Origin of the sequence: Streptomyces sp. NPDC006487 (genome assembly GCF_042870555.1) — a bacterium.
In the GTDB taxonomy this organism is placed as follows: domain Bacteria; phylum Actinomycetota; class Actinomycetes; order Streptomycetales; family Streptomycetaceae; genus Streptomyces.
This window is the reverse complement of record NZ_JBIAHN010000042.1, coordinates 1-12,265: the sequence shown is the minus strand read 5'-3', so window position 1 is coordinate 12,265 and position 12,265 is coordinate 1. Positions and strand designations below refer to the sequence as shown.

The 12,265-nt window shown below is 72.9% G+C and carries 10 protein-coding genes; 7 read left to right on the top strand and 3 right to left on the bottom strand.

The features are described from left to right. Positions 1 to 461: 461 nt before the first annotated feature. A complete protein-coding gene (locus ACFYM0_RS37735) occupies positions 462 to 911 on the top strand; it encodes a PTS glucose transporter subunit IIA (protein WP_388510229.1) in 450 nt (149 codons plus the stop codon). A gap of 72 nt (positions 912 to 983) precedes the next feature. Next, on the top strand, positions 984 to 2,654 hold the full coding sequence (ptsP, locus tag ACFYM0_RS37730; RefSeq protein ID WP_388510226.1) for a phosphoenolpyruvate--protein phosphotransferase: 1,671 nt from the start codon (positions 984 to 986) through the stop codon (positions 2,652 to 2,654). Between the two features lie 94 nt (positions 2,655 to 2,748). Here ptsP and ACFYM0_RS37725 read toward each other — a convergent pair whose 3' ends face one another. Together ACFYM0_RS37725 and ACFYM0_RS37720 are read right to left on the bottom strand one after the other, a co-directional pair. Next, the gene (locus ACFYM0_RS37725) at positions 2,749 to 3,669 is read right to left on the bottom strand and encodes a hypothetical protein (RefSeq protein ID WP_388510224.1); all 921 of its coding nucleotides are present in this window, start codon (positions 3,667 to 3,669) and stop codon (positions 2,749 to 2,751) included. Between the two features lie 70 nt (positions 3,670 to 3,739). Then, positions 3,740 to 5,719, bottom strand: coding sequence for an acetoacetate--CoA ligase (locus ACFYM0_RS37720; protein ID WP_388510221.1), 1,980 nt, complete (start codon positions 5,717 to 5,719; stop codon positions 3,740 to 3,742). 247 nt (positions 5,720 to 5,966) lie between these two features. Between ACFYM0_RS37720 and ACFYM0_RS37715 the strand changes: the two genes are divergently transcribed. After that, positions 5,967 to 8,447 (top strand): glycoside hydrolase family 31 protein, encoded by a 2,481-nt coding sequence (locus ACFYM0_RS37715; RefSeq protein WP_388510219.1) that lies wholly within the window; start codon positions 5,967 to 5,969, stop codon positions 8,445 to 8,447. A 58-nt stretch (positions 8,448 to 8,505) separates the two neighbouring features. Here ACFYM0_RS37715 and ACFYM0_RS37710 read toward each other — a convergent pair whose 3' ends face one another. Further along, complete coding sequence (locus ACFYM0_RS37710) at positions 8,506 to 9,015, bottom strand: NUDIX domain-containing protein (RefSeq protein WP_388510216.1); 510 nt, start codon at positions 9,013 to 9,015, stop codon at positions 8,506 to 8,508. Between the two features lie 29 nt (positions 9,016 to 9,044). Between ACFYM0_RS37710 and ACFYM0_RS37705 the strand changes: the two genes are divergently transcribed. From ACFYM0_RS37705 to ACFYM0_RS37690, 4 genes are read left to right on the top strand one after another with little or no spacing between them, the layout of a single operon-like run. Beyond that, a complete protein-coding gene (locus tag ACFYM0_RS37705; RefSeq protein ID WP_388510213.1) occupies positions 9,045 to 9,848 on the top strand; it encodes a M15 family metallopeptidase in 804 nt (267 codons plus the stop codon). Between the two features lie 13 nt (positions 9,849 to 9,861). Next, entirely contained in the window at positions 9,862 to 10,242 is a 381-nt protein-coding gene (locus ACFYM0_RS37700; RefSeq protein WP_388510210.1) for an Mpo1-like protein, read from the top strand. A gap of 43 nt (positions 10,243 to 10,285) precedes the next feature. After that, positions 10,286 to 10,747 (top strand): Zn-ribbon domain-containing OB-fold protein, encoded by a 462-nt coding sequence (locus ACFYM0_RS37695; protein WP_388510207.1) that lies wholly within the window; start codon positions 10,286 to 10,288, stop codon positions 10,745 to 10,747. After that, positions 10,744 to 11,943 carry a lipid-transfer protein gene (locus tag ACFYM0_RS37690; protein WP_388510204.1) on the top strand — a complete coding sequence of 400 codons (1,200 nt, stop codon included), beginning with the start codon at positions 10,744 to 10,746 and terminating at the stop codon, positions 11,941 to 11,943. The genes ACFYM0_RS37695 and ACFYM0_RS37690 overlap by 4 nt, the downstream gene beginning before the upstream one ends. Positions 11,944 to 12,265 lie beyond the last annotated feature (322 nt).

The following is a 12,265-nucleotide window of genomic DNA, read 5'->3' as shown; positions in this document are numbered from 1 at the left end:
CTATCAGACTCTTTCGTGTCCGATTCCCGGTCGAAGCGGGTTTCGCTTTCCAGTTCTTCGCTTTCGCGTTTCCCTTTCCGGCGAGTCCGACTCTAGCAGTTCTTTTCTTTCCCTCTGACCACTCTCCGTTTTGCCGAATAGGCATGCGGAAAGAAGGCGAGATCAAGATCGGAACAAGAGAGAGGAGGAGTCCCGTCCATCAGCCGTTCGCGAAATGTTCACGCGGGGCGTCCTGGCGGGAGTCACGACAGTACAGGCCTGCAGGGACCCAAGCAAATCGATTCAGGCGTATGGTCTAGTCCACCGGTCTAGTCCACTAGTCTCCAGGCCGAAGGACCAGTCCGGATCGGGACCAACATCGGGCGAACCCGAACATCTTGTGACTTATCCTTCTGGAGAGTACGCCGTTCGCGACAGGTAGTGACGGCGACACGACGAAGCCCCACCCCTGGGAGGCCCCCATGACCAGCGTGACGTCCCCACTTGCCGGGACCGCCATCGGACTCGCGGCAGTGCCCGACCCGGTGTTTTCCGGCGCCATGGTGGGACCGGGCACCGCCATTGATCCCGTGCGCGAGCCTTCGGCGGCGGTGTCCCCCGTCGACGGTGTAGTCGTCTCCCTGCACCCGCATGCGTACGTCGTCGTCGACGGCGAAGGCCACGGTGTACTCACGCACCTGGGCATCGACACCGTTCAGCTCAACGGCGAGGGCTTCGAGCTGCTCGTCAACAAGGGCGACACCGTGACCCGCGGCCAGGAGGTCATTCGTTGGGACCCCGCCGCGGTCGAGGCCGCCGGCAAGTCCCCCATCTGCCCCGTGGTGGCACTGGAAGCGACTGCCGATTCCCTGTCCGGCGTGATCGAGGCCGGAGACGTCAAGGCCGGGGACGCCCTCTTCGGCTGGCAGTGACCTCCGCCTTCTGGACGCACTGGCACATCCAACGCGGCGGGTGGACCCGCCGCTCAATCGGAGACAGGTGAAATGGAGACAACGCTGCGAGGCGTCGGCGTGAGCCACGGTGTGGCGATCGGCGAGGTTCGGCACATGGGCACGGCGGTTCTCGAACCGCCGGCGAGGCAGATCACCGCGGACGAGGCGGAGCGCGAACAGGGGCGCGCCCGTCAGGCCGTGGAAGCTGTATCGGCCGACCTGATCGCCCGGGGCCAGCTGGCCGGTGGCGAGGCCCAGCACGTGCTCGAGGCCCAGGCGATGATCGCCACGGACCCCGAGCTCATGGCGGACGTCGACCGGCGCATCGCCGTCGGCAGCACCGCCGAGCGCGGTGTGTACGACGCGTTCGCCGCTTACCGTGACCTGCTCGCCGGTGCCGGTGAGTACATGGCCGGCCGTGTGGCCGACCTGGACGACGTGCGCAACCGCATCGTCGCGCGCCTGCTCGGCGTGCCGATGCCGGGTGTGCCCGACAGCGACGAGCCGTACGTGCTGATCGCGCGGGACCTGGCTCCCGCCGACACCGCTCTGCTCGACCCGGCGCTGGTCCTCGGTTTCGTGACCGAGGAAGGCGGCCCGACCAGCCACAGCGCGATCCTCGCGCGGGCGCTGGGCGTGCCGGCCATCGTCGCGCTGCCTGGCGCCGGTGAGATCGCCGAAGGCACGGTCATCGCCGTCGACGGCAGCACCGGCGACCTGTTCGTGGAGCCCAGCGCGGCGAAGCGGGCCGAGCTGGAGGCCGCGGCCGCCGAGCGCAAGGCCGCTCTCTCCTCGTCCTCCGGACCGGGCGCGACGTCCGACGGTCACAAGGTGCCGCTGCTGGCCAACATCGGCGGTCCGGCGGACGTGCCGGCGGCCGTCGATGCCGGGGCGGAGGGTGTGGGCCTGTTCCGCACCGAGTTCCTCTTCCTGGACGACAGCAAGCACGCGCCGACCGAGGAGAAGCAGGTCGAGTCGTACCGCAAGGTCCTCGAAGCCTTCCCCGAGGGTCGTGTGGTCGTACGTGTCCTGGATGCCGGCGCCGACAAGCCGCTGGACTTCCTGACCCCGGCCGACGAGCCGAACCCGGCTCTGGGTGTTCGGGGCTTGCGTTCGCTGCTCGAACACCCGGACGTGCTGCGCACGCAGCTCACCGCGTTGGCGAAGGCTGCCGAGGGGCTGCCGGTCTACCTCGAGGTCATGGCCCCGATGGTGGCCGACCGCATCGACGCCAAGGCGTTCGCGGACGCCTGCCGCGAGGCCGGTCTGAAGGCGAAGTTCGGTGCCATGGTGGAGATCCCCTCCGCCGCGCTACGGGCGCGCTCGATCCTCCAGGAGGTCGAGTTCCTCTCGCTGGGCACCAATGACCTGGCCCAGTACGCCTTCGCCGCCGACCGTCAGGTGGGCGCCGTTTCGCGGCTGCAGGACCCGTGGCAGCCCGCGCTGCTCGACCTGATCGCCATGTCGGCCGAGGCCGCCCAGGCCGAGGGCAAGAGCTGTGGCGTCTGTGGCGAGGCCGCCTCCGACCCGCTGCTGGCCTGTGTGCTGACGGGTCTGGGGGTCACCTCGCTTTCGATGGGTGCCGCTTCGATTCCCTACGTGCGGGCGACGCTGGCCAAGTACTCCCTCGCGCAGTGCGAGCGTGCGGCTGCCGCCGCGCGTGCCGCGGACACCGCCGAGGAGGCCCGGCTGGCCGCCCAGGCGGTCCTGTCCGGCGAGTAGGGCAAGTAGGGCGCGTAGTTCGTAGGACGTTCGAGGGGCCTTCGCCGGTGGCGGGGGCCCCTCGGCCGTTCGCGGGTGGCGCCGTGCGCCCGGCTCAGTGGTGCGGGCCCGGTTCATCCACCTCGTAGCCGGGGCAGTACTCGACGCCGGGCTCCGGGCCCACGGGGTCTCCGGTGTCGGCGTCGGTGCAGTAGGCGTTGAAGACGGCCGCCGCCGAGAGCGGTACCAGTCGGCCGCGGTCCAGGCGCCAGCCGTGGACGCGGTCCCTGTCACCCTCGGTGGTACTGCGCAGCACCAGTCCCCCGGGCCCGCCGAGGGCCAGGCCCGCGGCGAGTACGGTCACGAAGTCCAGGCCGTCGCGACCGTCCACCCGGGGCCGGCCGCCCGGGCCGTTGCCGGTGTCGGCGTGCAGGACGGCCACGAGCTGTTCGTCCTGTGCCGGGACGCTGCACACCAGGTGGTGGTGGCCCGGACCGGCCCGGTCCACCAGGTGCCGGAGCGCCTCGGCGGCGCGCTCGAGCGAGGCGGTCCCGATGTCCTCTCCGCAGTCGGCGCAGCGGCCCACTTCGGCCAGCAGCGAGCTCGCGTACTCCCAGGTGGCCTGCCGGACGGCCGCGTCCACGAGGAGCGGGACCAGTTCGTCGATGGGCTGGCCGGCGTACGGGAGGCCGCCGGTGGCGCCGCTCAGTTCGGCGGTGAAGCGGGTGCGGGAACCGGGGGTGTCCGGCTCCAGTCCGCGGTCCGCGCAGTAGTCGGCGTACTCCTCGGCGTCGAAGAGGGCGACGGTGGTGTGGATGCCCTGGGCCGCGAGGGAGCGGAGCAGCCGGTCCACGTGGTCCAGGTAGTCGCGGTGGTCGTCGAAGGTGAAGCTGCGGTATCGGCGCATGGCCGCGAAGTCCCCGGCGTCGGCCAGGAGGCCGACGGTGCTGGGGACTTCGCGGCGCAGGCCGCGGCGCCTGCCGGTGCGGGCCGGACGGCCCGTGGTGGAGGTCCGGGTGTCGTTCGAGCGTGGCATGGTTCCCCCTGAGTAACGCGATCACTTGCTCACTCAGAGTAATCATGGCCACTGACAGTGGCCGCTCGCGTCAGCCGCGGGTGCGGGCGAGCTCCTCGTAGAAGTGCAGGAGGTCGAGGTTGTCGACCGAGCCGGGGTTGACCGCTTTGGCCATGGGGGCGCCCTGGAGGAGGCGCTTGACCGGGACCTCGATGCGCTTGCCGGTGAGGGTGTGCGGGATGCCCGGGACCTCGATGATCTCGTCGGGGACGTGGCGCGGGGAGAGCTCCTCGCGGATCGTGGCCTTGATCCGCGAGCGGAGGGCGTCGTCGAGGACGGCGCCGGGCGCGAGGTGGACGAAGAGCGGCATCCAGTACCCGCCGTTCGGTTCCTCCAGGCCGATGACCAGGGATTCCTTGATCTCCGGGAGCCGCTCCACGGCCTCGTAGATGTCCGCGGAGCCCATCCGGACGCCCTGGCGGTTCAGGGTGGAGTCGGAGCGGCCGTGGATGACGACGGAGCCGTGGTCCGTGATCGTGATCCAGTCTCCGTGGCGCCAGATGCCGGGGAACATCTCGAAGTAGCTGTCGCGGTAGCGGCTGCCGTCGGGGTCGTTCCAGAAGCGGATCGGCATGGACGGCATGGGGTTCGTGACGACCAGCTCGCCGACCTCGCCGGTGACGGGCTTGCCGGAGGGGTCCCAGGCCTGGAGGTCCGTGCCCAGGCAGGCGGCCTGGAGCTCCCCGATGTGGACCGGGAGGGTGGGGACGGCTCCGGCGAAGCAGCTGCAGACGTCGGTGCCACCGCTGACGGAGGCGATCCAGAGGTCCTCGGCCACCTCGTCGTGGAGCCAGCGGAAGCCGTCGGGAGGCAGCGGGGACCCGGTGGTGGCCACGCACTTCACGGCGGAGAGGTCGAAGTCGCGGGAGGGATGGACCTCCGCCTTGCGGCAGGCCATCACGTAGGCGGCGGAGGTCCCGTAGAGGGTGGCCTTGGTCCGCTCCGCGATGCGCCATTGGGCACCGGTGTCGGGGTAGCCCGGGCTGCCGTCGTAGAGCACGACCGTCGTTCCGGTCAGCAGGCCGGAGACGAGGAAGTTCCACATCATCCAGCCGGTGGAGGTGTACCAGAAGAAGCGGTCCTCGGGGCCCAGGTCGCAGTGCAGGCCGAGCTGCTTGAGGTGTTCGAGGAGGATGCCGCCCTGCGACTGGACGATCGCCTTGGGCAGGCCGGTGGTGCCGGAGGAGTAGAGGACCCAGAGCGGGTGGTCGAACGGGACGGGCTCGAAGACCGGCTCGGTGTCGGCTGCGGTGAGGGCCGACCACTCGAGGGCGCCCGCGGGGGCCGGCGTACCGAGGAGCGGGATGTGGACGACGGCGCGCAGCGAGGGGAGCTCGGCGCGCAGTTCGGCGACGGTGTCGCGGCGGTCGTGTTCCTTGCCGCCGTAGCGGTAGCCGTCGACGGTGAAGAGGACCACCGGCTCCACCTGCTGGAAGCGGTCCAGGACGCTGCGGGCGCCGAAATCGGGGGCGCAGGAGGTCCAGACGGCGCCGACGGCGGCGGTGGCGAGGAGGGCGGCGGTGGCCTCGGGGATGTTGGGGAGGTAGCCGCTGACCCGGTCGCCGGGGCGCACGCCCAGGGCGCGCAGTTCGGCGGCGAGTGCGCCGACCTGGCGGCGGAGCTCGGCCCAGGTCACGGGGGTGGGCTCGTGGGTCTCGTCGACGTGCAGCAGCGCCGCGTCGGCGGCGCGCGCCGGGTCCTCGGCGGCTCGCAGGGCGTGCTCGGCGTAGTTGAGGGTGGCGCCCTCGAACCAGCGCGCGCCCGGCATGGACCGGTCCGCGAGGACGGACTCGTACGGGGTGGTGAAGCGTACGTCGAACCACTCGGCGACGGCCTGCCAGAAGGTGTCCAGCTCGTCGACGGACCAGCTGTGCAGGGCCGGGTAGCCGCCGTCCGCGGGGGCGCCGTGGTGTTCGGCGGCCCAGGCCTGGAAGGCGGTGATCCGGGCCGCGGCGATCCGGTCGGGGCCCGGGGACCAGAGGGGCTCGGAGGGGGTGGCTGCTGCGGTCATGCGTCGGCTCCCGGTCACGTCTGCGGTTCGCGCCTCGTGGGCGTGTCGTGGTCTGGCGTGGTGTGTGGCGTGGTGTTCGTACGGTGCCATCGCGCGCGGGGTGTGCGCACGGGGGCTCACAGGGACGATGCCATGTGATCGACATCCGCACCAGAGTCGTCATCGGCGGACGACTGTGATCCTTTTGCGGGTGAACGGCAGTTGAACGGCGCCTTCTGGGCCGGGTGGCGGTGGCAGGGTGGGCGCCATGGACGGTCGTGGGCTGGTGCGTGCGGTGAAGGACCTCGGCGGCGAGCGGGGGCGGCGCGCTTGGCGCTCCGCGTGGCGCAACCGGCGCGTGGACGCGGCGGGTCTCGCGCCCCGGGGCGCGGAGCGGGCGCGGGTGCCGGGCGTGCTGACCGGTACGGAGCCCCGGGCGGGCGGTGGGGTGCTCCGGTTCACCCGTTCGGAGCTGCTGGTCCGGGTCACCGTGGGCGGGGCGGTGTTCTGGGGCTGGGACGGCTCCGCGCCGACGCCCTCGTACGCGGTGGCCGGCAGCGGGCCGGAGCCCGATCCGCGCGCCGTGCTGGAACCGGACACCGACGGCGGGTGGCGGGTGGTGTCCGAGCGCGTGACGGTGGCGGTGTCCCGGCACGGGGCGGTGGAGGTGCGCACCCCCGGCGGGACGGTGCTGCGGCGGGACCTGCCGCCACGGTGGTGGGAGCCGGCCGGCGGAGGCGGAGCGGCCCGCGGGGGCGAGGCGGGCGGCGGAGGCGGAGCGGCCCGCGGGGGCGAGGCGGGCGGCGGAGGCGGAGCGGGCAGTGGGGGCGAGGCGGGCGGCGGAGGCGGGGCAGTCGGCAGAGGCGGGGGCGCGCGGTGGCTGCTGCGGAGTGAGGTGGCGGCGGACGCGCGGGTGTTCGGGCTGGGCGGGCGGGCGGTTGGGCCGCGGTTGCGGGACGGGAGCTACCGGCTGTGGAACACCGATCCCAAAGGCGGGTTCGGCTCCGGGGGCGGTCCCGGCGAGGACCCCTTGTACATCACGATGCCGGTCCAGCTGGTGGTCGCGGACGCGGGCACGCACCTGGTCTTCCACGACAACTCCTGGGACGGGCGGGTGGTGTTGCGGGAGGGCGAGGAGGGGGCGGGCTCCGGCGCCGACCGGCCCGGCTCCTGTGAACTGCGCATGGAGGGCGGCCCCCTGCGGTGCTGGGTACTGGTGGGGCCTCCCGGGCGGGTGCTCCAGGGCTGGTCCGGGCTGACCGGCGGGGCCGCCGTGCCGCCCGAGTGGGCGCTCGGGTACCAGCACGCGCGGTGGGGGTTCGGGAGCGCCGCGGAGGTGCGGCGGATCGTGGCGGGGTACGCCGGGCACGGGCTGCCGCTGTCGGCCGTCCATCTGGACATCGACCACTACGACGGCCACCGGGTCTTCACCGTGGACCAAGAGCGGTTCCCCGATCTGCCGGGGCTGGCACGGGAGTTGGCGGACGGTGGCGTCCGACTCGTCTCCATCGTCGACCCGGCGGTGAAGACCGGCGACCCCGTGCACGCCTCAGGGCTCGCGGTCGGCGCGCACGGGGCCTTCGTACGGGACGCGGCGGGGCGGGAGGTCCGGGGCGAGGTGTGGCCGGGCGAGTGCGCGTACCCGGACTTCACCGATCCGGCGGTGCGGCGGTGGTGGGGCGGGCTGTACGAGGAGCGGCTCGCGCAGGGCTTCGCCGGGGTCTGGCACGACATGAACGAGCCCGTCTCTTTCGCTCCCTTCGGGGAGCGGACGCTTCCGCGATCGGCGCGGCACTCGCTGGACGGGGCCGGCGGGGACCACCGGGAGGCGCACAACGTGTACGCCCTCGCAATGGCGCGCGCGGGCTGGGAGGGGCTCGTACGGCTGCGCCCGGCCGAGCGCCCGTTCCTCTTCTCCCGGTCGGGGTGGGCGGGGATGCAGCGGTACGGGGGCACGTGGTCGGGCGACGTGGAGAGCAGCTGGGACGGGCTGCGGGCCTCGCTGGCGCTGGTCCTGGGCCTCGGGCTGTGCGGGGTGCCGTACTCGGGGCCGGATATCGGCGGCTTCTGGGGCTCCCCCTCACCCGAGTTGTACCTGCGGTGGCTGCAACTGGGTTCCTACCTGCCGCTGTTCCGGACCCATGCGGCGATCTGGGCGGGGCGGCGGGAGCCGTGGGAGTTCGGGGAGGAGACCACCCGGGCCGCGCGGGCCGTCCTGACGGAACGGGAGCGGCTGCGGCCGTACTTCGTGACGCTGGCCCATCTCGCGCGGCGGACGGGTGCTCCGTACGCGCGGCCGCTGTGGTGGGGGGCTCCGGAAGACCGGGCGCTGCGGGACTGCGAGGACGCGTTCCTGCTGGGTGACGCCCTGCTGGTGGCTCCGGTGCTGGAGTGCGGGTCGGACCGGCGGGCGGTGCGGTTGCCGCGCGGGCGCTGGTACGACACGGCGACGGGCCGGGCGTACGAGGGGCCGGGCCAGATCCTGCTCGACGCCCCGGCGGACCGGATCCCGGTACTGGCACGGGCCGGCTCGCTGCTGCCGGTGCGGGCGGCCGACGGGTCCGTGGCCCTGGAGGCGTGGGCCCCGGCTCGGGGCCGCTCGGGCGGCGGGGTGGTGATCCGGGATCCGGGGCCGGGCTTCGAGCCGGGCGAGGTGGAACGGTACGTGGTGCGGTGGGCCGGAGACGCGGTGGTGGTGGAGGACGAGGACGGGCAGCGGGTGGACGGCGTGGTGCTGCGGGGGCTTTGAGCTGGACGGGGCGGGGCGGCCGGGATCGCGGCCGTCCCTCCCGGGCCCGTGGGCGTGCCTACGCGTACCGGCCCTCGAACCACGCCCCCGCGGCCTCCGTGTGGAGCGGGAACGCCAGCTTCTCCGGGCCGCGCAGGACGTGCCAGCCGGTGGTTTCGTCCGTCGGGGCCGATGCGGGGAGGGAAGCGGTGGGGCGTACGGGCAGCAGGCCGAAGACGAGCAGGTGGCCGCCCGGGGAGCTGAGGGTGTCGGCGAGGGCGACTTCGGAGGCCGGGGCGTGGATGCCGGTCTCCTCGCGGAGTTCGCGGACGACGGACTCGCGCCAGTCCTCTCCGAAGTCCATGAAGCCGCCGGGCAGCGCGATGCCGCCGAGGGAGGGCTCGATGGTGCGGGTGATGACCACCAGGCCGGTGCCGAGCTCGTCCTCGACGGGGAGGAGGGCGACGGCGACCGGGAGGGGGTTGCGGTAGGCGACCGCGCCGCACGAGGGGCAGGTACGGGGCCAGTCGGCCGAGTCGAACAGGGCTCCGCAGGAGGAGCAGTGCGAGTCCTTCAGGTGCGCCGGCATGCGGCGATGGTATGCCAAGGGGTATGCGGATGACGGTCGTTGCGGGATGGGTGGGCGTGCTGGGAGTGCTGGCGGCGGTGGTCACGTCCGGTGCGGTGCTCACGCCGTCGGCGGTGGCCGCACCGGAACCGGGCTCCGGATCCGGACCGGCGATCCCGGACGGCGTGGCGGCCCCGCCCCCGGGCTCCCCCGTGGCCGCCCCGGCCGCCCCGGCCGTCGGGTTCGTCGCGGTGGGCGAGGTGGATGCGACCATCCGGCAGGAGATGCGGTACGCAACCTCGCGGAACTTCACCGGGGCGGTCGTGGAGGGCTATGACGAACCCGTCTGCCTGCTCGCCCGGCCCGCCGCCGAGGCGCTGCGGCGGGCGCAGCGCGAGGCCTTGCGCGGTGGGCACTCGCTGCTGGTGTACGACTGCTACCGGCCGCAGCGGGCCGTCGACCGGTTCGTGCGGTGGGCCCGGGACGGGGCGGATCAGCGGACCAAGGCGGAGTTCTATCCGGAGGTGGCCAAGGAACGGCTGATCCCGGAGGGGTACATCGCCGAGAGGTCCGGGCACAGCCGTGGCAGCACCGTCGACGTGACCTTGGCGGAGGTGGGACGGGGACCCCTGGACATGGGGACGCCCTTCGACTTCTTCGATCCGCTCGCGCACACCGACAGCCCGGGGGTGACGGGCGCGGCCCGTGCGCACCGGGACCTGCTCGGGCGGCTGCTTGGCGCGCAGGGGTTCGTGAACCTGCCCCAGGAGTGGTGGCATTTCACGTACGCCCCGGAGGCGTTCCCCGACTCGTATTTCGATTTTCCCGTCTCTGTCGCCTCCGTTCACCGCTGATTACCGTGCCCGCATGACATTCAGTTCGTACGAGGAGTTCTGGCCCTACTACGTCGCCATGCACTCCCGCGCCGCCACCCGCTGGATCCATCTCGCCGGCACCCTCACCGGTCTCGCGCTCACCGCCTACGGGCTGGCCCGCGGCCGCAAGCGCTATATCGCGGCCCTCCCTCTGATCGGGTACGGGACGGCGTGGCCGGCGCACTTCCTGATCGAGCGGAACAACCCCGCCACCTTCGGCGATCCGGCCTGGTCGCTGCGCGGGGACGCGCAGATGATCCGGATGATGCTGGCCGGGCGGGACGCGGAGCTCGGCGAGATCGCACGGAAGTGGCTGGCCGAGAACCCGTGCGAGGAGTGCGTTCCCGGGGGTGCGCTCCCGCTCGTTCCCTGACAGACTTCTGACGGTTCGTCAGATATCTTTCTCGGGAGGGGTCTTGGAACGCACACGCACACCCGTGGTCAGCGGGCGGTTCACCGGGGACGACGCGGACGGCGGGTTCCGCCTGCTCGGCACCCGGTGCTCCGCCTGCGCCGCCGTGTTCTTCCCGCGCGAGGACGCGTACTGCCGCAATCCGCGCTGCCCCGGCGGCGGCGAGCTCGCCGAGACCCCGCTCTCCCCGCGCGGCCGGGTCTGGTCCTACACGGACGGGCGGTACCGGCCGCCCGCTCCGTACCTGTCCGACCCGGACGCGCCCTGGACCCCGTACACCCTGGTCGCCGTGGAGCTGGAGGCCGAGGGGATGGTCGTGCTCGGGCAGACGGTGCCCGGGGTGGGCGTCGGCGATCTGGCGGTCGGGATGGAGGTCGAGGTGGTCGGCGGCGTGCTGAACGAGGATGCCGACGGCGTCGCCCGGACCACCTGGCGGTTCCGGCCCGTCGGGGTGGTGGCCGGATGAGCGCCGCCGTCGCCGACATCGCCGTCCTCGGGGCCGGCATGCACCCGTGGGGCAAGTGGGGCCGCAGCTTCGTCGAGTACGGGCGGGCCGCCGCGCGGGCCGCGCTCGCCGACGCCGGGCTGGACTGGACCGACGTGCAGTCCATCGTGGGGGCCGACACCGTGCGGTCGGGCTACCCCGGCTACGTGGCCGGAGCCACCTTCGCGCAGGCGCTGGGCTGGCAGGGCGCACGCGTGACCAGCGTGTACGCGGCCTGCGCGTCCGGCGCCCAGGCCATCGGCGCGGCCCGGGCGCAGATCCTGGCCGGGCTGGCCGACGTGGTGCTGGTGGTCGGGGCGGACGCCGCCCCGAAGGGGTTCTTCGCACCGGCGGGCGGCGACCGGCCGGACGACCCGGACTGGCTGCGCTTCCGGATCCTGGGGGCCACGAACCCGGCGTACTTCGCGCTGTACGCCCGCCGCCGGATGGCCCTCTACGGGGACACCGGTGAGGACTTCGCGCAGGTCAAGGTGAAGAACGCGGCAGCCGGGCTGCTGAACCCGAACGCCCGCTACCGCAAGGCCGTGACGGCCGAGGAGGTGGCCGCCTCGGCGATCGTCGCCGATCCGCTGCGGCTGCTGGACATCTGCGCCACCTCCGACGGGGGTGCCGCGCTCGTGCTGAGCAGCATGGACTTCGCGCGCTCGCGGGGGGTCGCGGACCCGGTGCGGATCCGGGCCGTGTCCACGGTGACGCCCACGTATCCCCGTACCGTCCTGGACCTCCCGGACATCGCCACCGACTCGACGACCGCGGCCGTACCGGTGCCCGGCTCCTTCCGGGCCTCGATCGCGCGGGCCGCGTACGAGGAGGCCGGGCTCGGGCCGGACGACCTCTCGCTGGCCGAGGTCTACGACCTGTCCACCGCGCTGGAGCTGGAGTGGTACGAGGACATCGGCCTGTGCGGGGAGGGCGAGGGGGCCAAGCTCGTCCGGGAGGGCGCGACCGCGCTCGGCGGGAGGATCCCCGTCAACACCAGTGGTGGACTGGCATCGTTCGGGGAGGCGGTGCCGGCTCAGGCCATCGCCCAGGTGTGCGAACTGACCTGGCAGCTCCGGGGCACGGCCGGGGAGCGGCAGGTGCCGGGGGCACGGGCCGGAATCACCGCCAACCAGGGGCTGTTCGGGCACGGATCGGCGGTCGTGGCCGTGCGTTAGTTGGTGGTGGGCCGCTGAACTGCGGCTGCTGTCCGAATGCTTGACGGCCCCCGGTGGCGGGTTCACACTCTCTCCACGGTCCCGCGCCGCGACCGGGACTCCCGGTTCCCCCCATGAGAGCTGCGGCCCGTACCCCAGTCGGCGGGGGTACGGGCCGCCTCCATGTGACGGCCCGGCCCTGGGGCCTGTCGTCGAACTCCCGTCTGCCTCGCGGTTTGACGACAGGCCCTAGGTGTGTTGTCCGGGGACGTTGGTGACACGCGTGCTGGGTTCTTGAAATGGGTGAGGGCCTCCGGGTTCGGTGGGGATTGCGACATCTCAA

What these genes read in the sequence shown, in the direction of transcription:
- ACFYM0_RS37720 (WP_388510221.1), bottom strand. Translation starts at nt 5,719, where the DNA reads ATGACCGCAGCAGCCACCCCCTCCGAGCCCCTCTGGTCCCCGGGCCCC.
- ACFYM0_RS37700 (WP_388510210.1), top strand. Translation starts at nt 9,862, where the DNA reads ATGACATTCAGTTCGTACGAGGAGTTCTGGCCCTACTACGTCGCCATG.
- ACFYM0_RS37735 (WP_388510229.1), top strand. Translation starts at nt 462, where the DNA reads ATGACCAGCGTGACGTCCCCACTTGCCGGGACCGCCATCGGACTCGCG.
- ACFYM0_RS37715 (WP_388510219.1), top strand. Translation starts at nt 5,967, where the DNA reads ATGGACGGTCGTGGGCTGGTGCGTGCGGTGAAGGACCTCGGCGGCGAG.
- ACFYM0_RS37725 (WP_388510224.1), bottom strand. Translation starts at nt 3,669, where the DNA reads ATGCCACGCTCGAACGACACCCGGACCTCCACCACGGGCCGTCCGGCC.
- ACFYM0_RS37690 (WP_388510204.1), top strand. Translation starts at nt 10,744, where the DNA reads ATGAGCGCCGCCGTCGCCGACATCGCCGTCCTCGGGGCCGGCATGCAC.
- ptsP (WP_388510226.1), top strand. Translation starts at nt 984, where the DNA reads ATGGAGACAACGCTGCGAGGCGTCGGCGTGAGCCACGGTGTGGCGATC.
- ACFYM0_RS37705 (WP_388510213.1), top strand. Translation starts at nt 9,045, where the DNA reads ATGACGGTCGTTGCGGGATGGGTGGGCGTGCTGGGAGTGCTGGCGGCG.
- ACFYM0_RS37710 (WP_388510216.1), bottom strand. Translation starts at nt 9,015, where the DNA reads ATGCCGGCGCACCTGAAGGACTCGCACTGCTCCTCCTGCGGAGCCCTG.